This is a genomic window from Bacillus sp. FSL K6-6540, from assembly GCF_038007545.1.
The window spans coordinates 4,570,087-4,594,416 of the sequence record NZ_JBBOXH010000001.1 but is presented as its reverse complement, the minus strand read 5'-3'; the positions used below and the strand labels follow the sequence as shown (position 1 = coordinate 4,594,416).

24 protein-coding genes are annotated in these 24,330 nt (G+C 51.3%); 18 read left to right on the top strand and 6 right to left on the bottom strand.

All coding sequences use genetic code 11. The features are described from left to right. The first annotated feature begins 164 nt into the window (after nucleotides 1-164). Together MHH82_RS20195 and MHH82_RS20190 are read left to right on the top strand one after the other, a co-directional pair. Nucleotides 165-1,124 carry a DoxX-like family protein gene (locus tag MHH82_RS20195; RefSeq protein ID WP_340967644.1) on the top strand — a complete coding sequence of 320 codons (960 nt, stop codon included), beginning with the start codon at nucleotides 165-167 and terminating at the stop codon, nucleotides 1,122-1,124. Next, nucleotides 1,108-1,785 carry a DUF4166 domain-containing protein gene (locus MHH82_RS20190; protein ID WP_340967643.1) on the top strand — a complete coding sequence of 226 codons (678 nt, stop codon included), beginning with the start codon at nucleotides 1,108-1,110 and terminating at the stop codon, nucleotides 1,783-1,785. Before MHH82_RS20195 ends, MHH82_RS20190 begins: the two co-directional genes overlap by 17 nt. On the opposite strand, the gene MHH82_RS20185 is transcribed toward MHH82_RS20190, so the two are convergent. Further along, nucleotides 1,775-3,067: an MFS transporter gene (locus tag MHH82_RS20185; RefSeq protein ID WP_340967642.1), complete on the bottom strand. Its 1,293-nt coding sequence runs from the start codon at nucleotides 3,065-3,067 to the stop codon at nucleotides 1,775-1,777. The two genes, MHH82_RS20190 and MHH82_RS20185, sit on opposite strands and share 11 nt — an antisense overlap. Before the next feature lie 157 nt (nucleotides 3,068-3,224). Between MHH82_RS20185 and MHH82_RS20180 the strand changes: the two genes are divergently transcribed. The 9 genes from MHH82_RS20180 to MHH82_RS20140 all read left to right on the top strand — a co-directional run bounded on the left by MHH82_RS20180 (nucleotide 3,225) and on the right by MHH82_RS20140 (nucleotide 11,437). Beyond that, a complete protein-coding gene (locus tag MHH82_RS20180) occupies nucleotides 3,225-3,980 on the top strand; it encodes a DUF2087 domain-containing protein (protein ID WP_096774396.1) in 756 nt (251 codons plus the stop codon). Nucleotides 3,981-4,008: 28 nt separating this feature from the next. Beyond that, a complete protein-coding gene (locus MHH82_RS20175; protein WP_340967639.1) occupies nucleotides 4,009-4,362 on the top strand; it encodes a GIY-YIG nuclease family protein in 354 nt (117 codons plus the stop codon). A gap of 150 nt (nucleotides 4,363-4,512) precedes the next feature. Next, complete coding sequence (locus tag MHH82_RS20170) at nucleotides 4,513-5,361, top strand: DegV family protein (RefSeq protein WP_036661431.1); 849 nt, start codon at nucleotides 4,513-4,515, stop codon at nucleotides 5,359-5,361. Nucleotides 5,362-5,488: 127 nt separating this feature from the next. Then, nucleotides 5,489-5,644 (top strand): hypothetical protein, encoded by a 156-nt coding sequence (locus MHH82_RS20165; protein ID WP_009593107.1) that lies wholly within the window; start codon nucleotides 5,489-5,491, stop codon nucleotides 5,642-5,644. A gap of 161 nt (nucleotides 5,645-5,805) precedes the next feature. Next, the gene (gene nagZ / locus MHH82_RS20160) at nucleotides 5,806-7,146 is read left to right on the top strand and encodes a beta-N-acetylhexosaminidase (RefSeq protein ID WP_340967637.1); all 1,341 of its coding nucleotides are present in this window, start codon (nucleotides 5,806-5,808) and stop codon (nucleotides 7,144-7,146) included. Between the two features lie 198 nt (nucleotides 7,147-7,344). Further along, complete coding sequence (gene rpoD, locus MHH82_RS20155) at nucleotides 7,345-8,295, top strand: RNA polymerase sigma factor RpoD (RefSeq protein ID WP_009593145.1); 951 nt, start codon at nucleotides 7,345-7,347, stop codon at nucleotides 8,293-8,295. A 201-nt stretch (nucleotides 8,296-8,496) separates the two neighbouring features. Then, entirely contained in the window at nucleotides 8,497-9,519 is a 1,023-nt protein-coding gene (locus MHH82_RS20150) for a UDP-N-acetylmuramate dehydrogenase (protein ID WP_340967635.1), read from the top strand. Between the two features lie 126 nt (nucleotides 9,520-9,645). Next, entirely contained in the window at nucleotides 9,646-10,575 is a 930-nt protein-coding gene (locus MHH82_RS20145; protein ID WP_009593146.1) for a manganese-dependent inorganic pyrophosphatase, read from the top strand. Between the two features lie 346 nt (nucleotides 10,576-10,921). Continuing rightward, nucleotides 10,922-11,437, top strand: coding sequence for a hypothetical protein (locus MHH82_RS20140; protein ID WP_036661422.1), 516 nt, complete (start codon nucleotides 10,922-10,924; stop codon nucleotides 11,435-11,437). A gap of 105 nt (nucleotides 11,438-11,542) precedes the next feature. On the opposite strand, the gene MHH82_RS20135 is transcribed toward MHH82_RS20140, so the two are convergent. Then, the gene (locus tag MHH82_RS20135) at nucleotides 11,543-12,286 is read right to left on the bottom strand and encodes a hypothetical protein (RefSeq protein ID WP_145037757.1); all 744 of its coding nucleotides are present in this window, start codon (nucleotides 12,284-12,286) and stop codon (nucleotides 11,543-11,545) included. 281 nt (nucleotides 12,287-12,567) lie between these two features. Here MHH82_RS20135 and MHH82_RS20130 point away from each other — a divergent pair, with 281 nt between their 5' ends. The 6 genes from MHH82_RS20130 to MHH82_RS20105 all read left to right on the top strand — a co-directional run bounded on the left by MHH82_RS20130 (nucleotide 12,568) and on the right by MHH82_RS20105 (nucleotide 18,283). Next, the gene (locus MHH82_RS20130) at nucleotides 12,568-13,335 is read left to right on the top strand and encodes an amino acid ABC transporter substrate-binding protein (RefSeq protein ID WP_015736166.1); all 768 of its coding nucleotides are present in this window, start codon (nucleotides 12,568-12,570) and stop codon (nucleotides 13,333-13,335) included. Between the two features lie 157 nt (nucleotides 13,336-13,492). Next, on the top strand, nucleotides 13,493-14,152 hold the full coding sequence (locus MHH82_RS20125; RefSeq protein WP_009593110.1) for an amino acid ABC transporter permease: 660 nt from the start codon (nucleotides 13,493-13,495) through the stop codon (nucleotides 14,150-14,152). A gap of 15 nt (nucleotides 14,153-14,167) precedes the next feature. Next, nucleotides 14,168-14,914 (top strand): amino acid ABC transporter ATP-binding protein, encoded by a 747-nt coding sequence (locus MHH82_RS20120; protein WP_036661415.1) that lies wholly within the window; start codon nucleotides 14,168-14,170, stop codon nucleotides 14,912-14,914. A 196-nt stretch (nucleotides 14,915-15,110) separates the two neighbouring features. Further along, a complete protein-coding gene (locus MHH82_RS20115; RefSeq protein ID WP_009593122.1) occupies nucleotides 15,111-16,604 on the top strand; it encodes an alpha-N-arabinofuranosidase in 1,494 nt (497 codons plus the stop codon). Between the two features lie 9 nt (nucleotides 16,605-16,613). Then, on the top strand, nucleotides 16,614-16,892 hold the full coding sequence (locus MHH82_RS20110) for a DUF6171 family protein (RefSeq protein WP_145037759.1): 279 nt from the start codon (nucleotides 16,614-16,616) through the stop codon (nucleotides 16,890-16,892). Nucleotides 16,893-17,041: 149 nt separating this feature from the next. Then, nucleotides 17,042-18,283, top strand: a complete 1,242-nt coding sequence (locus tag MHH82_RS20105; protein ID WP_340967630.1) for an MFS transporter — start codon at nucleotides 17,042-17,044, stop codon at nucleotides 18,281-18,283. A 111-nt stretch (nucleotides 18,284-18,394) separates the two neighbouring features. Here the strand turns inward: MHH82_RS20105 and MHH82_RS20100 are convergent, their stop codons facing one another. Next, nucleotides 18,395-18,787: a DoxX family protein gene (locus tag MHH82_RS20100; protein ID WP_015736161.1), complete on the bottom strand. Its 393-nt coding sequence runs from the start codon at nucleotides 18,785-18,787 to the stop codon at nucleotides 18,395-18,397. Nucleotides 18,788-19,046: 259 nt separating this feature from the next. Further along, a complete protein-coding gene (locus tag MHH82_RS20095) occupies nucleotides 19,047-19,961 on the bottom strand; it encodes an AraC family transcriptional regulator (RefSeq protein ID WP_015736160.1) in 915 nt (304 codons plus the stop codon). A 176-nt stretch (nucleotides 19,962-20,137) separates the two neighbouring features. Here MHH82_RS20095 and MHH82_RS20090 point away from each other — a divergent pair, with 176 nt between their 5' ends. Then, nucleotides 20,138-21,901 carry a glycoside hydrolase family 35 protein gene (locus MHH82_RS20090; protein ID WP_340967628.1) on the top strand — a complete coding sequence of 588 codons (1,764 nt, stop codon included), beginning with the start codon at nucleotides 20,138-20,140 and terminating at the stop codon, nucleotides 21,899-21,901. A gap of 84 nt (nucleotides 21,902-21,985) precedes the next feature. Here the strand turns inward: MHH82_RS20090 and MHH82_RS20085 are convergent, their stop codons facing one another. Both MHH82_RS20085 and MHH82_RS20080 read right to left on the bottom strand, forming a co-directional pair. Continuing rightward, entirely contained in the window at nucleotides 21,986-23,239 is a 1,254-nt protein-coding gene (locus MHH82_RS20085; RefSeq protein WP_015736158.1) for an MFS transporter, read from the bottom strand. 29 nt (nucleotides 23,240-23,268) lie between these two features. Continuing rightward, complete coding sequence (locus MHH82_RS20080) at nucleotides 23,269-24,315, bottom strand: ROK family transcriptional regulator (protein WP_340967626.1); 1,047 nt, start codon at nucleotides 24,313-24,315, stop codon at nucleotides 23,269-23,271. Nucleotides 24,316-24,330: the final 15 nt, after the last annotated feature.

Genomic DNA, 24,330 nt, shown 5'->3' with positions numbered 1-24,330 from the left:
CATATGGAAGAAATGGAAGAGGTACTACGAAACGTAGTACCTCTTCTTCGTTTGTTCTATAAAAGTGAGGTCTAACAGGGAATCCCCCTCAGCGGTAAAATGACTTGTAAATAGAGGGGCCCGGCTGTCAGCGAGAAGGGTTATCCATTAGGAGCTGAGTGCGCATGAAGAGAAATCCGATCTATGTTGAACTCGACATCAACACGGATATGGAAACATTGTGGTCATTGACACAGAGACCCGAGCTGCATCAACAATGGGATTTGCGTTTTTCCGAGATTCATGATTTGCCGCAGGCTGATTCGGACGTCCAGCGGTTTTTATACAAAACCCGCATCGGATTCGGACTGGAAGTTACGGGAACGGGCGCTACGAAAACGGCCGTGCACCCGAGGACCGGGAACCGGATCTCGGTGCTGCGATTCGGCTCGGATCAGCGCATTTCCCTGGTTAAGGAGGGGAGCGGCTATTGGAAATACGCCGACAGCGGCAACGGCGTCATCCGTTTCTCGACCCAATACGATTACAGGACGCGGTTCGGCATGCCGGGGGCCTGGTTTGACCGCCTGCTGTTTCGGCCTTTATTCGGCGCAGCGACGGCTTGGAGCTTCGATGTGCTCCGATTATGGGCCGAGAAGGATATTCCGCCTACGGTCACGATCCGGAAGGCAATCATCCACGCTTTAAGTGTGTTTATGCTGGTTGTTCTATGGTGCTATGAAGGACTGGTTCCGAAGCTTCTGTTCCCGGAAGCGGGAGAGCTTGATCTGCTGAGGCAGTCGGGTTTGGCAGCCGGTCGGGAAGGGGTAGTGCTGACCTTGCTCGGCATCACCGAGATCGGCGTCGGTTTATTGACATTGCTCTTTCACAAGAACCGGTTGTGGTACAGGCTGATCATAATCTTGCTTGCGATCTTGATGCTTGGAGCATGGATGACGGATGCCGAATTAATGAAAGCCCCGTTCAATCCGTTAACGCTTAGCGGATCGATGATTGGATTCTGCTTCATGGCTTCGCTGTCCGCATCGGACTTGCCAAGCGCTTACCGTCCGGTTCGAAGACAAAGAACTGTCCGTGGGCATACATCCGGCAAAGGAGTGAATGAACATGACCTCGATCTATGAGCAGGCGCTTGGAAGCCAGTTTCACAAGCTTCATCCTAAAATCCAGGAGCGGTTCGGGTTTGACAGCAAGGATAACGTCGCTTCGATCGGCGAAGGCATCATGGAAGAAATCTGGTACGCTCGATGGGCTGCGCTGCCGCTGTATATAGGTACGATGCGGCATATCATGTTTCCTAACCGGGGGAAAGGGATCCCGTTTCGGATTGAGAACTACGCTTATCGGGATGACTGGGGAAGGGAAACGGTGACGTGGTGCCGAAGTTTTGATTTTCCTGGCATTCGAAGACGATTTGACGCCACGATGATTTATAGCGCACAGCGCAGCCGGGTCGTGGATTATTTGGGAAACAAACAGCACTTGGCAGTCGATCTTCGGATCGCTGCCGCGGAGCATGGCGGAATTCGCATTCAATCGGGGGAGCAGAGGTTTTATGAAGGGCGGCTGCAGTTTCGATTTCCCCGGTGGCTCACCGGAACGGCCGATGTATGCGAATGGTATGATGACGAATATCAGTTATATCGGATATCCGTTGAGGTGGTCAACCCGATATGGGGGCCTGTCTTCCGGTATAAGGGAAGCTTTCAGGCCCGGACCGTTCCTGCGGGCGAACGGGATGTCCCGCCCCATGTCAAACCGCTGCGGGTCGAGGCTAGAGAGTAGCGGAAGCATCCGGGGAAAGACCGCTGCCCTTGCGTTCGCGGAACATTCGGTAATATAGGAACGAGGAAACGACGTACAGCGTTCCGGTAATGCAGAAGGTGATTGCGTATCCCCAGTAGCTGCCGTATGTGGTGACCAATTTCGACTGTACGGGCCCCATCGTCGCCCAGCCCAGCATAAAGGCGGTTTGCGTGACGGAATTGGCGATGCCTCTCCGGTGATCCGGTACGCGGTCAATCAGAATCGACGACTGTATCGGATTGGCCGCATTCATCAAGGCTTGACGGAACAGGAAGCCGACCGATGCGATGAGGAGGACATTCGTGAAGCCGGTTAACAACAGGAAGGGCAAGGATAGGACTTGAAAGAGAACCACGGCTTTGACGGCTCCTACCCGATTCACCAGCGAAGGGCCGATCAGCATGGATACAATCGTCATGACTTGTCCGAGCGATATCAGAATCCCAACCGCGGATAACGATACCGAGAAACGGTTGGTAAAATACAAATTCAAATAAGGAACGACCAGTCCGGACCCGAGGCCGATTAACAGCTGGGCAAGCGCGAACTGCCCGATGACTTTGAAATTTCCGATCCCGGAGGCGGTAACCGCTCCTCCAGGGCGCAGGGGTTGATCCGGTATGGGTGCATCCAGAGGCCGTGCATGCGCGTCGTTCTTGTCGGTCGTGAACAAGAGCGGGATAAATGCCGCAAAGGTTGCCAGACCGCCGATGAACAGGGCTGTTTTCAAGCTATCGACCTTGTTCAGGCCGAATGCCTGCAGGGCATCCGCCAGGAAGCCGCCTCCCATGCTGCCTAACACTTGAGAAGCAAGCACAAGCGAGGCATGGATGCTAAAGATGCGCATACGAGCCGATTTCGCCGTATTTTCCGCCAGAAACGGAATCGCCAGCACCTGAAAAAAGGATGCGAACAGTCCGGTGTATACCGCGAGACCAAGCAAGCTGAACTCACTCGCCAGAAAAGCTCGCGCAATCAGTCCGGCGCCGCTTAACAACGCGCCAAGGACCAGGATTCGCTTGCGGCTTCCGCGGTCGCCGATCAAGCCGATCGGGATAAACATCAATGCCGTGGCGAGGGATTGAATACTGACCACTGTTCCATTCATGGAGTCGTTATAACCCAGGCCTTGTATGTACAAATTGTAGAGCACGCTGAACATGCCGGTACCGAACTGATACAGCACGTTAGCTAGAAAAAACAGCTTGATGTTGCGCGGCCAAGAACGCATTTCTTTTGCCGACTGTTGTATGAATCTCATGATGATACCCCCTAAATTTTACAGCAGCAACCTCTATTCTAGCAGGTTCCACGGGAGGGAGGAAGAAATATTATGTCGTCGTGGAGCTTGATTGACATGCTATAGACAAAAATATAAAATGTCTATGTAAATAACTTTGGGGGGAGTGGTGTGTGCGATGGACCTTAATGAACGCTTCTGGAATGCTTCCATAGATGAACTTAAACAAGGCTATATCGACGAAGGCCCCGTCTGGGTATGTCTCTTGTGCGGTAAGACGCTGGAGAAAGGGATCATCTACCCGGATGAGGATGTGCTGTACGAATCGGAACGATACATGACCGTTCATATTCGCCGGGAGCATGGCTCCGTGTTTCAGTATCTGTCCGGCCTCGATAAGAAGCTGACCGGACTGACCGAGCATCAGAACCGGCTGCTGCAGCTCTTCTATCAAGGCATGAACGACAAGGAGGTCCAGCAGGAGCTCGGCATCGGAAGCGCGTCGACGATACGCAATCACCGGTTTGCCTTGAAAGAGAAGGAGAGGCAGTCCAAGGTGCTGCTGACCTTGATGGAGCTGTTGAAGGAAAAGGACAGCCATGCTCCGGCGTTCGTGGAAATCCCCAAGCAGGCCAAAATGATCGACGAACGCTACAATGTTACGGAAGAAGAGAGGCAATCGATCCTGGCCAAGGCGTTCCCCGAGGGGACCGATGGCCCGTTGAAGACTTTTAAGCTTAAAGAGAAGCAGAAGTACGTCGTGCTGCGCGAAATCGCTGCCCGTTTTAAACCCGATGTCTTGTATTCCGAGCAGGAAATCAACGATACGATCGGAAGAGACAATCCCGATTATGTGACCATTCGCCGATATTTGATCGAATATGGTTTTTTGGATCGCAAGGATGATGGAAGCCAGTATTGGCTAACGACATAATTGAAAGCAAGAAGGAGGCGTTAAGGCCATGAATCGCAGACAGGAACTGAATCAGATATACAAGGAGATCAAGATTGAAGCCGGCGTGTATCAAATTCGGAACACGAAGAACGATAAAATATTCGTCGCAGGAACGAACAATCTGAAAACCATGAACGGCAAGCGTTTCGAGCTGCAGATGGGGACAAGCTACAACAAGCCGCTTCAGCAGGATTGGAAGGAGTTTGGAGAGGATGCGTTTGTTTTTGAGATCCTGGAGAAGATTGAGCCGAAGGAAGACCCGTTCTTCGATTTGAAGGGAGCGGTCAGCAAGCGGGAAGCCTATTGGATCGAACGGCTGGAACCTTTTGGGGAAAAAGGGTACAACGGAGACGGAAAATAAGGCTTTTGTGTGGCGAACCCATGCGTAGGACGTGAAATTAACCCCCTTCCATTTGCAAAGCGCGGCAAGGGTAAGATATGATGAAATGAGCGGCTTAAATCGCTTCCATTCCTATTTCTTACTACACGAAAGCGAGACGTGAACACGATCATGAGATCCATTGCATGGGTAACCGACAGCACGAGCACGATCGACCCTGAATTCGCCAAGAAGCATCATATTTACATTGTGCCTTTGAGGTTGATTCTGGGACAAGAGGCCTACAGGGAAGGAATCGACATATCGGCAGAAGCCTTTTATGAACGAATGAAAGACGAGCCGAAAGTCAGCAGTTCCCAGCCTCCCATCGGAGAATTCATTGAGCTTTACGAAACCCTGAAAGTGAAGTATGACGATATTATTGCGATTCACTGTTCTTCGGAGCTCAGCGGAACTTTGAATTCTTCCCTGCAGGCGGCCGAGATTGCCGAGGTACCCGTGGTTGGCATCGACTCTCAAGCGGGAGCGTTTCCGGTGCGCGAAATGATTATGTCCGGCATTCACTGGCATAGCCAGGGGGATACCGTACAGGTGATAAAGGATAAAATTCAGACCATGGTGCACAACATGTCGTTCTATCTCATACCGGCAAGCCTGCATCGACTTCATATCAGCGGCCGGGTATCCGGCACGCAGCTGCTGCTGAGCAATTTGCTCCGCATACATCTGCTGCTCCGTTTTGACGAAGGCAAAGTCATTGTGGAGGAGAAGATCCGGACGTTTAAGAAAGCCAAGCAGAAAATGATCGATATCATGAAAACAGACATACAGAAAATTAAGAAGGTGTGCATCATGCACGCGAACAACGTGGAAGAGGCCGAGGAGATCCAGAAGGAAATCAGCGGGGCCCATCCGTCGCTTAAGACCGAAATCATGACCTTTATCCCTGTTGCAGGCATCCATGCAGGCGAAGGCACCATTGCCATGTCATGGATTAAACACCATCCTGCCTATTCTTAGTTATACTTCCGCCCCAGCCTGCAGATACTATTTGCAGGCTTTTGCTTTGCTTATCGATTCTATTCTGCCCTCCATGGTTTTATTATGTAATAGTAGGGATGAACCCAAGGAAAGGAATGAGGCAGACATGAAGGTTATTATCACGCAAGCCGAGGCGATGCAAAAGAATATATGGGACGATATCATGCTGATGTTCGGAAGAACGGACGAGGATGAAGTATGGGAGACGGAGCAGTTTATATTGACGGAGGAGCAGGCCCGTCAGCTCGGACTGCTTAAATAGAAGAGGAAGGGCCGCCATCGCTGCGGCTCTTTTCTTCTTGTTTTGCAACGGGGGGGCTTTCGTTGTGGATCGTTTTGGCCCTTAACGAAATCATGTTATGATGGAAGGACTCTGCGGGACAGAGGGCGAATACAGTAGTGTGAACATGAAGGAAGGTGACAATGTTGAAGCGAAGGACACCATGGATGAGCTTAACGATGCTGGTTGTCATCTTGCTGCTGGTTCTGGCAGGTTGCCAGGGCCGTTCGGAGACGGGGAATGCGGGCAATGATGGCCAAGGAACTTCGCCATCGGAGGTTGGACAGGACCACCCGCCTTCTCAAGAGAATGACAACGAAACCGAGCCTCCATCAGGCAGTGCCGACAATGAAAGCGAGGACGGCAGCCTGTCTCCGAACGAAATCGAAGATGAGATCGCTGAGCTTATGAACGACATGACCGTCGAGGAGAAGATCGGCCAGCTAGTACTGGTCGGACTCGAAGGAACGGCCATCGATGAAACTTCGCGTAAATTGGTGAAGGATCACCATGTTGGCGGGTTTATCCTCTTCAAAGACAATATAGAGAGCGTAGAGCAGTCGGTAAAGCTGCTCAATGATCTGAAGGAAGCCAATGCTGCCAATCCGGTGCCCCTGTGGCTGAGTATAGACGAGGAGGGCGGACGGGTTACGCGTTTTCCCGAGGAATATGTAAAGCTGCCGTCAAGCGGCAAAGTCGGAAGCAAGGGGGATCTAGCGCTCACGAAGCGCGTTGGCGGCCTTATCGCGCAGAAGGTTGCGGGACTCGGGCTCAATATGGTATTCGCCCCGGTGCTGGACATTCATAGCAACCCGAACAATCCGGTCATCGGCGATCGATCCTTTGGCACTACGGCGGAGACCGTTACCAAGCATGGGATTGCCTCCATGAAGGGGGTACAGGAGAAGGGAGTCGTTCCCGTCGTGAAGCATTTTCCAGGGCATGGCGACACTTCGGTCGATTCCCACCTCGGTCTGCCCGTGGTGGAACATGACTTGAAACGTCTGCATGAAATGGAGCTGGTTCCGTTTCAACAAGCGATTCATGAAGGCGCCGATGTGGTCATGGTTGCGCATCTGCTCATGAAGAGCATTGATCCGGATACCCCATCCTCGTACTCGAAGCCCGTGATCAACGATTTGTTACGGGAAGAGATGGGATTTAAGGGAGTTGTCATAACGGACGACATGACAATGGGTGCTATATCCGGCAGCACGGACGTAGGTGAGGCTTCCGTGAAATCCGTCGTCGCAGGAAGCAACATGGTACTGATCGGACATGAATATGCGCTGGAGGAAGCTGTCATCCAGGCATTGACCAAGGCTGTCCGGAGCGGCGTGATCCCGGAGGAGATGCTGAACGACCGGGTAAAGGCGACGCTTGAGCTAAAGCACAAATATGAGCTAAGCGATGATCCCGTGAAGGCTCCCGATATAAAGCCGTTAAATCAGCATACGAAAGCAGTACTAGATCAAATGAAGTAAACGTAACATATATAATAGGAATATATAAAAACCCGATCTCAGAGTTGAGATCGGGTACAACGGACTAGAATATATTAGAAGTTGATATAGTCTATAAAATATGCTAGAATGAAGGATAAATAACTATTGGTTTAATGTCATAATGATCTAATGCTAGATTAGCATGAAAATATGGGATTGTCAACAGGGGGGCATAGAATGGAGAACCGTCAGAGTGCGGATTTTGCATTGGAACGCGAGGTTACGGATACAGAGAAATCGGCTAATTCTCCAACAGAGGATTTTTCGGTTCACGACGATCTCTCGCTTCCGCCAGGCATCAAGATTAGCGATCCAGTTCGCATGTACCTGAAAGAAATCGGTCGTGTTCCCCTCCTCTCAGCCGATGAAGAAGTGGAACTGTCCAAACGTATAGAGGAGGGAGATGAGGAAGCGAAACGCCGTTTGGCCGAAGCGAATCTTCGTCTCGTTGTTAGTATAGCAAGACGCTATGCCGGTCGGGGAATGCAGTTCCTTGATCTGATCCAGGAAGGCAACATGGGCTTGATCAAAGCGGTGGAGAAATTCGACTACTCCAAGGGCTTTAAGTTTAGCACCTATGCCACTTGGTGGATTCGTCAGGCGATTACCCGCTCGATCGCCGACCAGGCCAGAACCATCCGGATTCCGGTGCATATGGTGGAAACGATCAATAAACTTGTTCGTGTCTCCAGACAGCTCCTTCAGGAGCTGGGCCGCGAACCGACGCCGGAAGAAATCGGCAAGGAGATGGACATCTCACCGGAGAAAGTGCGCGAGATCCAGAAGGTATCTCAGGAACCCGTGTCCCTGGAAACGCCTGTCGGAGAGGAAAGCGACTCCAACCTGGGCGATTTCATCGAGGATCAGGATGCGTTGGCACCGGCAGATGCGGCGGCTTTCGAGCTGCTGAAGGAACAGCTGGAGGAAGTGCTCGATACGCTTACCGAGCGTGAAGAGAACGTGCTTCGGCTTCGCTTTGGACTCGAGGACGGACGGACCCGCACGCTGGAAGAAGTGGGGCAGGTGTTCGGCGTAACGCGCGAACGCATCCGCCAGATCGAAGCGAAGGCGCTCCGTAAATTGCGTCATCCGAGCCGCAGCAAGCGTCTCAAGGATTTCCTCGAATAAATTTTGGTAACGGATCATCTGATGATGAACGAATCCCTGGTTACGGTCTACGAGCCGTAATCCAGGGATTTTTTGCTATATGGCCAGGATTTCGCCCCAGATTGACACCATCCGAGTAGTTGCATCATAATGATGTAACATCCCCACATTTAGTAAGGGTTGTTGTGCCTAATGTGAAGAATAGGGAGTGACATGTCTACGATGACTTTACATACATCTGCTATTGACCGATTGTGCAAGCGCAATGTGGAGCTGTCTGCCTTTTCGACGTACGGGATCGGCGGTTCAGCCAATTATCTGGCCATGCCTGAAACGGCAGCCGACCTGGCGGAACTTTTGCAGGATTGCAAAAAACGCGGGTTGCCATGGTACATTTTCGGCATGGGCTCCAATATCCTGTTCCCGGACGAACCGAAACGCGATCTGGTCTTTATCTCGCTCAAAAACCTGGTGGAGCTGCAGGTTTCGGGAGACAAATGGTACGTTTCATCCGGAACGCCGATGTCCCTGCTTTCCTTGATGGGGTTAATGGGCGGAACCGATTTGCTCGACTTTACTTTTTTGCTGCCGGGCTGCGTAGGCGCCGGCATCTATATGAACGCCAAATATAATGCGCGCCAAATCTGCGATATCCTGGATACGGTATATTATATCGATACGATGGATCCGGGCCTGAAGGTGCAGTCCATTGCGGCGGGGGATTGTTTATTTGCATACAAGCAATCCATCTTCCAGCAGCATCCATGGATCATCGTAGGCGCCGATCTCAACATACCGGTCAGCTCGGAGGAGCAGATCCATTCGACTTCGGCGCTGCTCGCGGAGTGGAAGAGCCGCGGCAGCCATCCGTCCTCGCTGCCGTCCTTTTTCTCGTTCTTTCTGGGCGAGGTCCATGCTTTGGCCGGAAGGGGAATCGAGACGCCGCAGTCGATGCTCGACATCATCAAGTACCGGACGAGTAAGCGTCATTTCGACTATCCGTCCTGCGGTTCCGTATTCAAGAACAATTACGATTACGGGGTAGCCGTAGGCTCGCTCGTGGACCAGCTGAATATGAAGGGGACCGAATACGGAGGCGCCATCATTTCTCCGCACCACGGCAACATGATTCTGAATCAGAAGCATGCAAAGGCAACGGACATTCTGTACTTGATGAATCTGATTTCGGAGTCGATCAACAACCATTTCGGGTTCGTTCCGGAACCGGAGATTGTATTGGTATAAACGCTCTCTGAAAATAATCTCTGTAAAGGAATTGGAATAAGTAGAATTTAACGCTATAATCAGATAGGTGATCATCTGTTTATTGGTATAAACGATGAAATTCATGTTGCGAGAGGGGCATTAAATATGGCTAAAACTTTAATTTTTGGACACAAAAATCCGGATACGGACACCATCTGCTCTGCTATTGCATATGCTGACTTGAAGAACCAGCTTGGTCTTTCGGCCGAGCCCGTGCGTCTTGGTGACGTTAACGGCGAAACGCAATACGCGCTCGATTTCTTCAAAGTAGAGGCGCCTCGCCTCGTTGAGACGGTTGCAAACGAAGCGCAGGACGTCATTCTCGTGGACCATAACGAGCGTCAGCAAAGCGCCAGCGACATTGACCAGGTTCGCGTAATCGAGGTTATCGATCATCATCGCATCGCTAATTTTGAGACAAGCCATCCGCTGTACTACCGTGCGGAGCCTGTCGGCTGCACTGCTACCATCCTGAACAAGATTTATAAGGAGAAGGGCGTAGCCGTTCGCAAAGAAATTGCCGGCTTGATGCTGTCCGCGATCATCTCGGACTCCCTCTTGTTCAAATCTCCAACCTGCACTGACGAGGATGTGGCTGCTGCTCGCGAGCTGGCTGAAATCGCCGGCGTGGATGCCGACAGCTATGGTTTGGACATGCTCAAGGCAGGTGCCGATCTGAGCGACAAAACCATCGCTCAATTGATCTCCCTCGATGCTAAGGAATTCCAAATGGGCGGTGCCAAAGTCGAAATCGCCCAGGTCAACGCGGTGGATACGAATGATGTATTGTCCCGCCAAGCAGAACTCGAGGATGCGATTCAATCGATTATTACGGACAAAAACCTGGACTTGTTTGTCTTCGTGGTGACGGACATCCTGAACAACGATTCCATCGCGCTGGCGCTCGGTAAAGAGTCCAAAGCCGTGGAGAGAGCGTACAATGTATCTCTGTCGGAGAACAAGGCGCTTCTTAAAGGCGTGGTTTCCCGTAAATCGCAGATCGTTCCGGTTCTGACCGAAGCATTCAATCAATAATAGCTGATTATAGGAACAAGCCTGACCATCGACTGAGGAATCAGCGGGGCGGGCTTGTTTTTGTTTTGCTGTTTTCTCGGATTTCTGCATCATGCAGGACCGCTCCAACCTATATGAAGCGCTTTCGAAAATTGAAATATTGTAATGAATTTACATCGAAATGACATCCTTTTTACGGCGGAGATTCGTATAATGAAGGAAAGAAATAGGAACGACAAGTACATAGGTGTTTCAAATCCCAAGAATTGGGTTAATGACCATTAATGTTTGTTGAGTCGGATTCCAAGGTAGAAAGTGGTATAAATCTGATCTATCAATAGAAGTATGAAGAGGGAGCGATGAGAAGATGAAGAGGTCGGCTTGGAAATTGGGAGCAATGATGCTGCTTGTCCTGATCATGATGACAACCGTCGGTGTAGCCTCAGGCAACAATTATGAGCCGGTTCCGAAAGCTTCAAATCAGGAAGCTGCCTACATAAACGGACTGGAGATCAAAGACGGCAAGGTCTTTCTTCTAGTAGATCCTATCGAGTGGTATGAGGGAGAGGAAGCGAATCAGGTGTTCCGCGAACGGGAGCAGGACCCTGAGATGACCGAGGCCCCCGACGGCTATTATATCGTGAACGATACGGAAGAGCATATCGAACTTCCCGTAGCGGACGATGCAGAAGTGCTGCTCCAGCTGTACGACCATACCGGACGATATGAGGATGCCCAGATTTCCTGGAATCAGCCGGTGAGCCTGAGCAAATTCGCGGACATCTACAAAAAGGATGATATCGTGGACATGAAATGGTTTCCGTTTCATATTACCGTTGAAGACGGCGTCGTCGTGAAGATCATCCAACAGTATGTACCTTAATTTATCATGAAAAAAAGAGAAGCGAACTGATGAAGAGCCGCTCCATTTCGGTTAATCCTACCGATGGGCGGCTCTTATGTTTGTTTCTAAGCCTAACGGCAAGCGTTAACCGGCATCTTTGCTGTAGTGCTGGTGTTTCATCGGTTTGATTTTGCCGTTGACCACGTCGCTGACGAAGGGTGCTATCTTGGATTTCCGTTCCTCGTATTCTTCCTTCGTCACCTTGCCCTCGGACAGCTTCCGATCCAGGCGCTTCGTGAGTGACTGGACTTGCTGATCAATGACGGACTGGACGGGTACGCCTTGCTCCTTCGCTATCTGGGCCAGCGATTTTCCGGATTGAAGCGATGCTTTGAGTTGGTCCGGCGTTGTCTTCAGCAGCTTGGCCAGCTCGTCGCTATCCGAGATCAGCCGGCCGTGCCGCTGGTGCATCCGCTGCTTGTGCCATCCGCCCTTGGCGTCAAGCAGCTTATCCGCCGCTGCGGAGTAATCGATGGATTTGCCCAGCTGCTTTGGATGCGAAGCGATTTTCTCCTTCAGCAGCTCCATGATCTTGGCTTTCATGGCATCCCGCGATACGCCTTGCTCTTTGGCTATTTCCGCGAGGGTCGAGGTTTTGAGTTTATCCCGGAGAACTTGAGGCTCCAGCTTCAGAAACTCGGAGATGGCCTTGAACATATGACCGGGTTTATGTTGCCCGCGTTCGTCTTTGGAAGAAGGAACAGCCGGTGATTCCGATTGCTGTCCGATCGGTTCCGCCGAAACCGAGACGGGAAGATAAGCGAGGCCCATGACTACAGCGATGGCAATAAGCACCAGCCGCTTCACTGACTTCAAGTGGTTTGTCATTGTTGTTACCGCCTTTCATGTTGTTGGTCTTACAGTCCATCATTCTTTCCCGTTAAACTGAAATCATCCTTAAAATAACCTTAAAACAGGATGAAAATACATAAATTTCATGCGGTTGGTGAAAAGTGGCCATTCTATGAAACTATCGACTCTTCTATGCTAATATGCTATCATGGAGTCTTGATAACGTATTAAAGTGAAAAAGCAGTTATGCATAGGACGAGGATTGATATAGATCCCAGAATATGACTGCGTTTAACGTCTACGAGGGGGATTTTTTGGTGAAAAAGATAGCATCCGTGTTAGCAGGCTTCATGCTTTTATTAACGGTAGTTGGCTGTTCGAGCTCGGCAAGCGGGGGGAATGAGCTGGTGGTCGGAATTGACGACAAGTTCGCGCCCATGGGATTCCGCGACGAGAGCAATGAAATTGTCGGCTTTGATATTGATTATGCCCGCGCAGCCGCCGAGAAAATGGGCAAGGAAGTTAAGTTCCAGCCAATTGACTGGAAATCGAAGGAATCCGAGCTTAGCAGCGGCCGCATTGACTTGATCTGGAACGGATATACCATCACCGATGAGCGCAAGGAGAAAGTGCTGTTCACCAAGCCTTATCTGGAGAACAGTCAGGTTGTTGCTGTGCTGGCTGATTCCGATATTGCTTCGATCAGTGATTTGGCGGGTAAACAGGTCGGTTTGCAGTCGCTATCCTCGGCTGCCGATGCGTTAAGCGCCAACGAGATTCACACGCAGGTGAAGAAAATCAACGAATTTCCTGATAACATGCTGGCTCTGAGTGATTTGAAGAACGGCCGCGTTGAGGCTGTGATCATAGATGAAGTCGTCATGAAATACTTCATGTCCAAGGAAGAAGGAACGTACAAGATTTTGGAGGAGTCCCTGGCGCCGGAGCAGTACGGGATCGGAGTTAAGAAAGGCAATGAGGAACTGCTGGAAAGCCTCCAGAAAGCCTTGGACGAAATGAATGCCGACGGCACGGCTGCCAAGATTTCCGAGAAGTGGTTCGGGGAAGACAAAGTATTGAAGTAAGCATTCCCAAGAGGTTGGTCATCCAACCTCCCATAGGTATTCCAAGAAACCGGACTTTAACCAAAGGCTCCGGTTTTCTGTTCCAATCGGTCGGTACAATGAAATCATCGGAGAACTTCAGCATTCCGGAAGTTTTTCCATTAGGAGTTAAGCAGATATGAGTATGGATTACATCGTTCAAATCGGCAAACCGATGCTGGAGGGCGCGCAGACCACGATCTTGTTGTTCTTGATTTCCATTCTGGCCTCCATTCCGCTCGGGTTTGTGTTCACGTTAATGGTTCGAAGCGCAATCAAGCCGCTGGCTTGGTTGGCCAATGCCTATATATATGTTTTTCGAGGTACCCCGCTGCTGCTGCAGCTGCTGTTCTTCTGCTTTGGGCTGCCGGTGCTGCCGGTGATCGGAGAATATCTCGTTTTGGATCGTTTTGTAGCCGCATGCTTGGCATTCGTGCTGAACTATGCCGCTTATTTTGCGGAAATCTTCCGCGGAGGACTCTTGGCGATTGACAAGGGACAATATGAAGCGTCTAAGGTGCTGGGCTTGAACCGCTGGCAGACGACCACGAAAGTAATTCTGCCCCAGATGTTCCGCGTAGCCCTGCCTGCGGTATCCAACGAATCCATTACGCTGGTAAAAGATACGGCGCTGCTGTATGCCGTGGCGGTACCGGAGCTGCTGCACTTCGCGTATACGGCGGTCAATCGGGATTTCACGATTATGCCGTTTGTTATTGCGGGCGTGATATACCTGCTGATGACGCTTGTGTTAACGCTGCTGTTTAAATTTCTGGAACGCCGATTCAAATATGAATAGAAGGACTGTCGCGCAATGGCAATTATCGAAGTAACCCATATGAAAAAATCCTTCGGCTCGCTGGACGTGCTGAAGGACGTCAGCTTTGAGATTCAGAAGAATGAAGTGATTGCCATCATCGGGCCTTCCGGTTCGGGAAAGAGCACCATGCTCCGCAGCCTGGTGCATCTGGAGGAAATCAACGGCGGATCGATCAAGGTGCAGGATCAGTATTTGGTGAAGGACGGCGTGTATTCCAGTCCGCCGCAGATCAAAGCGATCACGTCCCGGATGGGCATGGTATTTCAGCACTTCAACCTGTTTCCGCATCTGACGGTACAGGAGAATCTGGGCCTCGCGCCCAAACATGTCAAGAAACAAAGCAAAGAAGAAGTTAGAACGAACGGCACCGCACTTTTGCAAAAGGTCGGTTTGTCCGATAAAGCGGATGTATACCCCGGAAATCTGTCGGGCGGTCAGAAGCAGCGCGTGGCCATTGCTCGGGCGCTCATGATGAATCCGGACATCATGCTGTTTGATGAACCGACATCGGCGCTGGATCCCGAGCTGACCGGCGAGGTGCTGGCCGTCATCAAGCAGCTGGCCGAGGAGCACATGACAATGGTGATCGTGACGCATGAGATGAGTTTTGCCAAGGAAGTGGCGGACCGGATCATCTTCATGGATCACGGACAAGTAGTCGAAGCCGGAACGCCGGATCAAATATTTAACCAGCCGAAGATGGAGCGGACCCGCGAGTTTTTAAATCGGGCCGCGCGTTAAAAAGGACTGGCTCAAAGCTGGATCGAAAGATCGGCTGTGGGCTGGTCTTTTTTTTTGGCAAAAAATAAGGCCATATAGTGAAAGCGTTTAAATTATTGGTTGACGGAATCGGAATTGATCGATATCATTGTTTTAAAGATTTTTAAACTGTTTCATATAAATATCTATAAAATAATAGCGAGGAGCGGAAAAAGTCATGAGTCAGGTTATTACCATTCATTCGGACGTATCCAAAGGCAAAATCAATCGCAATATTTATGGACATTTCTCCGAGCATCTGGGCCGCTGCATTTATGAAGGAATCTGGGTGGGCGAGGATTCGCCGATACCTAATACGGAAGGGATCCGCAATGACGTGCTGGATGCGTTGAGACAGCTGAATATACCTGTTCTGCGCTGGCCCGGCGGTTGTTTTGCCGACGAATACCATTGGAAAGATGGCGTCGGGCCGCGGGAGAATCGGAAACAGATGGTCAATACGCACTGGGGCGGCGTTGTGGAGAACAACCATTTCGGCACGCACGAATTCCTGCGTCTCTGCGAGCTTTTGGGCTGCGAACCCTACATATCGGGCAATGTCGGCAGCGGCACGGTTCAGGAGATGTCGGAATGGGTTGAATACATGACCTTTGACGGCGTGTCGCCGATGGCCGCATGGCGTCAGGAGAATGGCCGCGAGAAGCCGTGGAACGTGAAATATTTTGGAGTCGGGAACGAGAACTGGGGCTGCGGGGGCAATATGCGGCCGGAATATTATGCGGACTTGTATAGACGCTATCAGACTTACGTCCGCAACTATGGCGAGAACAAGATCTACAAAATTGCCTGCGGCCCGAATGTGGACGATTACCGCTGGATGGAGACCGTCATGAGGGAAGCACATCCGTACATGGATGCCATAAGCCTTCATTATTACACGATTCCGGGCGAATTCTGGACAGGCAAAGGACCTGCCACCGGATTCAGCGAACAGGAATGGTTCACCACCATGAAGAAAGCACTCCATATGGATGAATTGATCACGAGACATTCGGCGATTATGGATCAGTATGATCCTAATAAGCGCATCGGGCTCATCGTGGATGAGTGGGGCACCTGGTTTGATGTCGAGCCCGGCACGAACCCTGGCTTCCTGTACCAACAGAATACGATCCGTGATGCCCTGGTGGCGGGTTTGACGCTGAATATTTTCCATGAGCATAACGATCGGGTGGTGATGGCAAACATCGCGCAGATCGTCAACGTCCTGCAGTCCGTCATCTTGACCGAAGGCGAAAAGATGATCCTTACCCCGACCTATCATGTGTTTGATATGTACAAAGTGCATCAGGATGCCGAACGTTTGGCTACCCATCACAGCGGGGCCGATTATGAGATGAATGGCGAGAAGATCCCGCAAGTATCCGTAACGGCCTCGAGGGATGAAGCCGGCAAAATCCATGTAAGCTTGTGTAATGTTAGTCACGCGGAGCAGAGCGACGTGAAGATCCAGCTTCGGGGATTAAGCGGTGCGGTGAAGCAAATCGTAGGCCGGCAGCTTGCCGCCGATTCGCTGGACGCTCATAATACCTTTGAATCGCCGGAGGTTCTCAAGCCGGCTGCATTCACTGCATTTGAACAGGAAGGTGACGTACTGCGTGCGAAGCTGGCACCGATGTCCGTTACCGTTCTCGAGATCACGGCGGAATAAACGAAGGTCATGGCGGATAATCGGTGTAAAGGTTGTCATGACGATTACCGGGTCAGCGATGAGCAGATAACGCGCGTACTGTCCTCCCCGATGTTCTCATCGGACCGGTGCGTACCGGATGACGAATATGATGCCCGTCTTCGTGCGTGCTTCGCATGCCCTAAACTGCAAGGGGACACCACGTGTACGCTGTGCGGATGCATCGTACAGATCGCCGCGAAGCTGAAAGACAAGCGCTGCCCTTATCCGGGGAAAGACCGTTGGTCGATCACCGTTAGTGTTTCATAGAAAATAACGCATAGTCAAAGGCCTGTTCTCATGGATGGATCATGGGAGCAGGCTTTTTTAGAACGGGAAGGGTTCATTATCTTTACAGAAACTTACAACCTATGTTATGACTAATAGAAAAAGATCGGCACGTTAGGATAGGGTGTGACATGAAAAAAGGAGGCTTTTTATATTACTGGACCGCGCACTCCAGCATTTCGCTGGCAGGCGTTGTCTATATCATGGTGCTGACTACCTTTATGTATCAGGAATCCGGTTCGGCTTTTATTGCTGCGTTGTTCCCGCTGTTTAACGCAGTGGCGCGGTTTGCCGCCGGCTTTACGGCTCCGCTCGTCATGGAGAAATTCGGCTTCTCCAAGCTGCTGTTGAGGCTTCAAGTTCTGAAAGCCCTGCTGTTGACCACGCTGGTAGTCTTGTTCCCGTACATATCATCGCAGGTCGCGATATTGTGTATCTTCATATTATTCATAGCGTTTACCGAGGGATGGGGGAATCCGCTGATCCAGTCCATGGTACCAAGAATGGTTGCTCCTGACCGGTTGGTAAAGGCCAACAGCTCGTTATCCGTTACCAGCCAATCCCTGCAGATTGCCGGGTATACGTTTACGGGGTTTCTGGTCATACGCTACGGACATATGCCGACATTAATCATGAGCTGTACGCTCATCTGGCTATCCGTATTGTGTTTTTGGATTGCGGCTCGATCCATGCAGACCAAAGCTCCTGCTGCAGCCGGACGAGGGAAACCAAGCTGGGAAGTAATCCGTGAAGGCTGGTTCTATCTGTGGAGAAATCCTACGCTAAGAATCGTCACGATCATGGATATGGTTGAGGGGATAGCCGGAACCATCTGGGTGGGAGCGATCACGCTGGTATACGTAAAGGAAGTGCTGCATCAAAGCGAAGCCTGGTGGGGATTTATTAATGCCAGTTATTACGTCGGCGCCATTCTTGGCGGTTTGCTGATGCTGCTGCTGTCTTCCTTCATCCAGAAAAATCTGATACCCTGCATGGCTGCGGGTTCCGCGGTATTCAGTCTGCTTACTTTGTGGTACGGCCTGAACAGTATCCCGGTTGTGGCTTTAATCTTATGTATTGCGATGGGGCCGGCCTATCAGCTGAGGGATGTGGCGCAGCAAACCGCTCTCCAATCCAGTGTGGATCAGGACATGCTGCCGAAAATATATGCTTCTCGGGATATCTTATTATCATCGGTAACAAGTGTATCGATTGCCGTTATTGGTCTTATCGCGGATACGCTCGGCATTCGCATGGTTTACATTGCAGGGGCAATCTGTATTGCCATATCCGCAGGGCTGTCGTTCACAATCCTGAGGCTGCAGCGGAAGCCGGCTTCAGCGGCGGAAGCGGGAGGCAGCTTCTATTCATGAAATCACTAAAAAAAGAGCTGTACCAGTCTCATTCCTTTCGGAATGGATCTGCGCACAGCTCTTTTTCATGGAATCGACGCTCCGACAACCTTGAGGACGCTCTTGTCCGCGTTAGGCCTTGTTCTTCTTGCTGAACAGCGAATCAACCGAGAGCAGGCTGCTGCCGCTTAGAACAAGATGTACGGCCATGGCCAGCAGCGCGATATCCAGTTCATAGCCACCCAGGAAACCCATGCCCAGCTTCGCCTGAAAAATCGCCACGACAAGCACGACCCCAAGAACCAGAGAAGCGATTCTCGTTCCCAAACCGATAATCAGCGCAATTCCGCCCACGATTTCGATGATGGCTACAACGGTTGCCATAAAGGCAGGAATTCCCAGACTTGCGAAGAATCCTTCGATATTCCCGATGCCGCTCTGGAATTTATCCAAACCGTGAGCCATAAAGATGACCCCCAGAATCACCCGAATTATGAAAGTGCCTGCAGAAGAATAACTACCCATGAAATAGACCACTCCTTGTCATTTTGGTTTAAAATGTTATCAACTAACTTAAATATAGCTGAGAACTATAGGTTGTATCATACTCAATTTAACTATTGAATGTCAAGTAACTAACTAAAAATACTTGGATTATACAATATCCAATCATGATGCCATATGATTAGATGAAGTTCAGCCAATACAGAACAATAGCCATCCTCAAAGGGATGGCTATTGTTCTGGTACTCGATATTGGAGGTTCTTTAATGCTTTTCATGGCTTAGTGCCTGGGCCGGTATTCCGTCGGCGACTGCCCGGTCCAGCGGCGGAATTGCCTGGAAAAATGGCTGGCTGAGCGAAAACCGAGTTTGTCGGCGATTGCGTTCATCGGCAGATGGGTCGTGACCAGCAGCTCTTTGGCCAGACTGAGCTTCTGACGGCTGATATATTGTCTTGGCGAGATCCCGTACACTTGGCGGAATAACTTGGAGCATTGGCTTCGGCTTAAATTAAGCTCTTGGGACACAGCCATGACCGATATCTCTTCGGTCAATCCTGACGACAGCTTCGCTTCGATGGCATGAGCCGCATCCGCTGCAAGCAGGGAGGACGGTTTAGGGGTGCCTGCTGCCGCAAATAAAGCGCGGGGCGGCTTCAGCGCATCCTGCCTCTTCAAGAGAGAGAGCACATCATGGATGATGAGCAGGGTGTAGGACTGGAGCAGAAGCCTGTCCTCAAAAGTGAGATTGTAATCGCTGGGCTGGTTCTCCGGACGGACCGAATGGGCTGCCGGCTGGCTGCGCCGGACGATTCCCTCCAGCTCTTGAACGTAGGCAGCCAGTTTGCTGCGCTCGCTTTCATGCTGGCGAATATGTCGGTAAGGGGCAGCGGATAATGAGCTTCGAATTTCTGCATCATCCAGATCGAAATGAACATTGAAGTACCCATACTGCTTGTTGGATGCATTCGAGGTTTGATGGGGCACCCCGGATTTGATCAGAAGCCATTCCCCTTCGCGGAGCTGAATGGAATCCCGATGAATTTCCTGCAGGACTTCGCCTTCCAGACAGTATAGCAGCTCGAACAGGTGATGGTGATGCCTCGGATAACTCCAGCCTGGCGGCTGGGAATCAAAATGGCATCCGGTTACCTGCAGCGTTTGAATCATATTGGGAAAGCGAAAAGCGATATCCATGACAGCTGGCTCCTTTTGGGCATCGAAAACGCCGGTAATGATGCCTTATATTGTATCATAACGATGATTCGGCACAAAAGGTATAAAGATTGCCCCATTTGGAGATTGAGCAGCATGGGATTTTGATAGATGATGGCAATAGAAAGCAAATGAAACGTGTTAGGAGGAAACAAGCTATGAAAGCACAATTGAAAGCGGTTAACCAACAATTCCTGCTGGGGGATGAGCCGATTCAGATTTTGTCGGGTGCCGTCCATTATTTTCGGGTGGTTCCGGAATATTGGGAAGATCGGCTGATGAAGCTGAGAAGCTGCGGATTGAACACGGTGGAAACCTATATTCCGTGGAATTTGCATGAACCGAAGGAAGGACAATTTGTGTTTGATGGCATTGCCGACCTGGAAAGGTTCGTCCGTATCGCCGGCGATCTCGGGCTGCATGTCATCCTTCGGCCGAGCCCTTACATCTGCGCAGAATGGGAATTTGGAGGACTTCCATCCTGGCTGCTGCAATATCCGGATATTCAGCTTCGATGCATGGACCCGGTTTATCTGGAGAAGGTCGACCAATATTATGATGAGCTGATTCCGCGATTGGTTCCGTTACTGACCTCCAAGGGTGGTCCCGTGATTGCGATGCAAATCGAGAACGAGTACGGGAGTTACGGAAATGATACGGCATATCTGAAGTATTTGAAGGATGGCTTGATCAAGCGGGGCGTGGACGTGCTGCTGTTCACTTCGGATGGCCCCACGGACGGAATGCTGCAGGGCGGAACCGTTCCCGGCGTGCTTGCCACGGTCAATTTCGGATCAAGAACGAAAGAGGCGTTTGATAAACTGCGGGAGTACCGTCCGGAAGATCCTCTGATGTGCATGGAGTACTGGAACGGTTGGTTTGATCATTGGCTGAAGCCACACCATACCCGGGACGCGGAGGATGCTGCTGCCGTGTTCAAGGAGATGCTGGACTTGAATGCATCCGTGAACTTCTATATGTTTCATGGCGGAACGAATTTCGGATTCTATAACGGGGCGAATTTTCACGAAAAGTATGAACCGACGCTAACCAGCTACGATTATGATGCCCCTCTCTCGGAGTGCGGGGACGTGACGGCCAAGTTCGAAGCCATTCGAAGCGCGATCGCGCAGCATCAGGGGAAAGAACTCTCCGATTTGCCAAGTCCTCCGCAGCCTGTCAAGAAGATAAGCTATGGCTCGGTTAGCATGACGCACTATGCCGACCTGATGGAGCATCTGCCTGCGCTTTCCGAGGAGCAGAAATGCACGGCACCCGTACCGATGGAACGGCTGGGCCAAAGCTATGGCTTCACGGTTTACGCAACGCATATATCCGGGCCGCGCCAAGGGGAGTCCCTGCATCTGCAAGAGGTGCATGACCGGGCACAGGTATTCCTGGACGGAAAGTATCAAGGGACGGTGGAACGTTGGGATCCCAAAGCCCTGCCAATCGATGTTCCGGCAGCCGGCGCCAAGCTGGAGATCGTGGTCGAGAATATGGGACGCATCAATTACGGCCCGAGGCTGAAGGATTATAAAGGAATCACGGAGGGAGTCCGAATGAACAACCAGTTCCTGTATGACTGGAGCATCTATCCCTTACCGCTTGATCATCCGAATGCGGCACCGTTTCAACCGCTGGAGGGACCTTTTGAACAGCAGGACCGACCTACCTTCTATCGCGGCGAATTCTTGGTGGATGACATTGGCGATACGTTTATCCGCTTAGACGGATGGGGAAAAGGGGTCGTCTGGGTCAATGGCTTCAATCTGGGACGCTACTGGGAGCAAGGGCCGCAAGCAGCGCTGTATCTGCCTGGACCGCTGCTGAAGCAGGGACGGAATGAAATCTTGGTATTTGAGCTGCATCATACCGAAACGGCAAGCATCGAACTTGTCGACACACCCGACTTGGGTTAATCGTCCGGAACAGACCGACGATGGATAAACAAAAGGGAGCCCTCTTGTAAGCTGAGAGGGCTCCCTTTCATGTTGATTCGAGTATCAAATTAATTGCTTGCGGACTTTTAAATAACGGTACAAGACGATACCGAATAGCGAGCATAGGACGGCACATAACCCAATGAAGCCATAACCGGCCTGCAGCCCGCGCAGCAGGCCGAGCTCTGTACCGCTGCCGTACATTTGCTTGAATCCGTTCGTGATCGCGCCGATCGCGTAATTACCGATGACGCTGCCGATCCCCATCATGGTGACGGTGAACGTAATCGCGGTGTCGCTCTCATTCGGATATCTTTTGGCAATGAGAGCCATGACCGTCGGATAGATCGGGGCAATCCCGATGCCTGCCGCCGCAAACAGGAAGGCGTAGGATTCTCCGCCGAAAATCGCGACAAACGTACAGACTCCGGTCAGTCCGGACAAAATGATGATGGACAGCGTGAAGCCGATCCGGTCCGTTATCGGGCCAAGCAGCAGGCGTGCCGCCGAGAAGCAGAGGAAGAACGCGGATAGCATGCCGGCTGCCGCTGCAGGTTCCCATTTGTACGATTTTTCAAGAAAGTTGACGAGCCAACCGCCAACCGCCATCTCCGATACGACGCCGAAGGACAGGATCATGACGACCAGCCACAGCGCGGGATCTTTGACCAGCAGCTTCAGCGGTGTCCGTTCCGTTTCGGATAGATCGTCCCCGGGAAACTTACTCATGAGTGCCGGGATCATGGGAAGTATGGATAACATCAGCATGGCCAGGTACATACCCCGCCAATCCAGCGTGTAATTAAACACGGTAACGGTCATGAGACCGGATGCAATCATCGGGGCCACCGTTGAGCTGATACCGTAGAAGAAATGGGACAGGTTCATCATCGTGCCCGTATTGCGCACAAAGATCCGGGCTGACAATATCGCGAGGCCGATCTCCAGCATACCGTTCCCAATGTACATTAAGAAGTAGGATGCGGTAAACAGCGGGTAGCTGTGGGACAGGAAGATCAACACGCCCGAGATGGCCATCGATCCGAAGGCAGCCATGCTGACCCACTTGATTCCGATCTTCCGGGTCAACAGCGCGGTGAAGGAGCACGCGATCAGGTACCCGAGCGCGTTCAGGGAGAGCAAGGTGCCGATCTGCATTTCATCCAATCGAAAATCGAATTGGATCCGCGGAATGGCGGGCCCCTTAATATTCTCCGATATCCCAAATATGATAAAGCCGAGAAAGATCGTTGCCAAATGCAGGGTGTAGTCTTTGCTCAATTTAGGTTTTGTTTTTGGTTGAAGGTCAGTATTCACGGTTAATCCCCAATCGTCATTGTTGAATTTTACATTGCGCTTGTATCGGATATCATCATATCCAGAGCGATCCGCTGCAAGCCGGCTAGATAGTCGTGTTCCCAATCGCGAAGCAGCATTTCGGGAAGATGCCGCTCCGGCACGTAGGCGGAAGCACGCTCTTTAATGGAGAGCAGGGCGGAGGGCGAGAGATTATGCTCGCACCACAGAATGGCATCGGGATTGAGAATCGCGGCGAAGGCGGCACTTAGCCGGCTTAACGCATCGATTTGCTCCTGATCCGGCTCGATGAGACTGCTCATTACGGAACGATTACGTTCCAATATGTCTTGAAAATTGCTGCCCTCGCTTATCGGGACGAAGCCGATCTCGCCCGTGAAGAACGAGCGGCCGCGAACGACGTTTCCATTAATGAGCAGTCCGGCCCCCGGTCCGTTGTGACCGAGGTATACGTATACGAGGGAAGCCTCCTCCGAGCCGCTGAGATTGTGGTAACCGAGCACGGCTGCATTCATGTCATTCTCTACGATGACAGGAATGGAGAACAGATCCTCCAGGTAAGATTGGAGATTGTAATCCTGGAATGTTCCATACGACGGCACATGAAAAATAATACCGTCCCGCACCGCCGCCGGCATGCCAACGGCGATGGAGCGAATCTCTGAATAACGGCGGGTCCAGTTTGCCATTTGGGTAGCCAAGGCTTCCGGTCCACGATGAAGGATGCCGTCTTCAACCTTCCGCTCGAGCAAGTCGCCGTTCCAATTAAAAACAGTGTATACGCTCTGCTCTTTCTCATAATAAACGGCGAGACCCAGCATGTAATCCGGATTAAAAGCATAGCGGTTCGCACGTCGGCCGCCGCTGGATTCATCCAGTCCGAGCAGGTTGACTTCACCCTCCTGCACCATGAGCTCCACAACTTTGCTCACTGTCGGAAAGCTGATGCCGAGTCTTTCGCTGAGCTCGGCTTTGGTTCCGCTCCCCAGCTCCAGAAGCGACGAACGGAGCGCGCGCCGGACGGCGAATTTCATGGATTGCGGCGTAGGCAAAGCTTCTTTGCGCGTATGAATCACCTCGTTCACTCTTTT

Excerpts from the sequence above, each read along its gene's own strand:
- MHH82_RS20195 (WP_340967644.1), top strand. The coding sequence starts at position 165 with ATGAAGAGAAATCCGATCTATGTTGAACTCGACATCAACACGGATATG.
- MHH82_RS20190 (WP_340967643.1), top strand. The coding sequence starts at position 1,108 with ATGACCTCGATCTATGAGCAGGCGCTTGGAAGCCAGTTTCACAAGCTT.
- MHH82_RS20185 (WP_340967642.1), bottom strand. The coding sequence starts at position 3,067 with ATGAGATTCATACAACAGTCGGCAAAAGAAATGCGTTCTTGGCCGCGC.
- MHH82_RS20180 (WP_096774396.1), top strand. The coding sequence starts at position 3,225 with ATGGACCTTAATGAACGCTTCTGGAATGCTTCCATAGATGAACTTAAA.
- MHH82_RS20175 (WP_340967639.1), top strand. The coding sequence starts at position 4,009 with ATGAATCGCAGACAGGAACTGAATCAGATATACAAGGAGATCAAGATT.
- MHH82_RS20170 (WP_036661431.1), top strand. The coding sequence starts at position 4,513 with ATGAGATCCATTGCATGGGTAACCGACAGCACGAGCACGATCGACCCT.
- MHH82_RS20165 (WP_009593107.1), top strand. The coding sequence starts at position 5,489 with ATGAAGGTTATTATCACGCAAGCCGAGGCGATGCAAAAGAATATATGG.
- nagZ (WP_340967637.1), top strand. The coding sequence starts at position 5,806 with ATGTTGAAGCGAAGGACACCATGGATGAGCTTAACGATGCTGGTTGTC.
- rpoD (WP_009593145.1), top strand. The coding sequence starts at position 7,345 with ATGGAGAACCGTCAGAGTGCGGATTTTGCATTGGAACGCGAGGTTACG.
- MHH82_RS20150 (WP_340967635.1), top strand. The coding sequence starts at position 8,497 with ATGACTTTACATACATCTGCTATTGACCGATTGTGCAAGCGCAATGTG.
- MHH82_RS20145 (WP_009593146.1), top strand. The coding sequence starts at position 9,646 with ATGGCTAAAACTTTAATTTTTGGACACAAAAATCCGGATACGGACACC.
- MHH82_RS20140 (WP_036661422.1), top strand. The coding sequence starts at position 10,922 with ATGAAGAGGTCGGCTTGGAAATTGGGAGCAATGATGCTGCTTGTCCTG.
- MHH82_RS20135 (WP_145037757.1), bottom strand. The coding sequence starts at position 12,286 with ATGACAAACCACTTGAAGTCAGTGAAGCGGCTGGTGCTTATTGCCATC.
- MHH82_RS20125 (WP_009593110.1), top strand. The coding sequence starts at position 13,493 with ATGAGTATGGATTACATCGTTCAAATCGGCAAACCGATGCTGGAGGGC.
- MHH82_RS20120 (WP_036661415.1), top strand. The coding sequence starts at position 14,168 with ATGGCAATTATCGAAGTAACCCATATGAAAAAATCCTTCGGCTCGCTG.
- MHH82_RS20115 (WP_009593122.1), top strand. The coding sequence starts at position 15,111 with ATGAGTCAGGTTATTACCATTCATTCGGACGTATCCAAAGGCAAAATC.
- MHH82_RS20110 (WP_145037759.1), top strand. The coding sequence starts at position 16,614 with ATGGCGGATAATCGGTGTAAAGGTTGTCATGACGATTACCGGGTCAGC.
- MHH82_RS20105 (WP_340967630.1), top strand. The coding sequence starts at position 17,042 with ATGAAAAAAGGAGGCTTTTTATATTACTGGACCGCGCACTCCAGCATT.
- MHH82_RS20100 (WP_015736161.1), bottom strand. The coding sequence starts at position 18,787 with ATGGGTAGTTATTCTTCTGCAGGCACTTTCATAATTCGGGTGATTCTG.
- MHH82_RS20095 (WP_015736160.1), bottom strand. The coding sequence starts at position 19,961 with ATGGATATCGCTTTTCGCTTTCCCAATATGATTCAAACGCTGCAGGTA.
- MHH82_RS20090 (WP_340967628.1), top strand. The coding sequence starts at position 20,138 with ATGAAAGCACAATTGAAAGCGGTTAACCAACAATTCCTGCTGGGGGAT.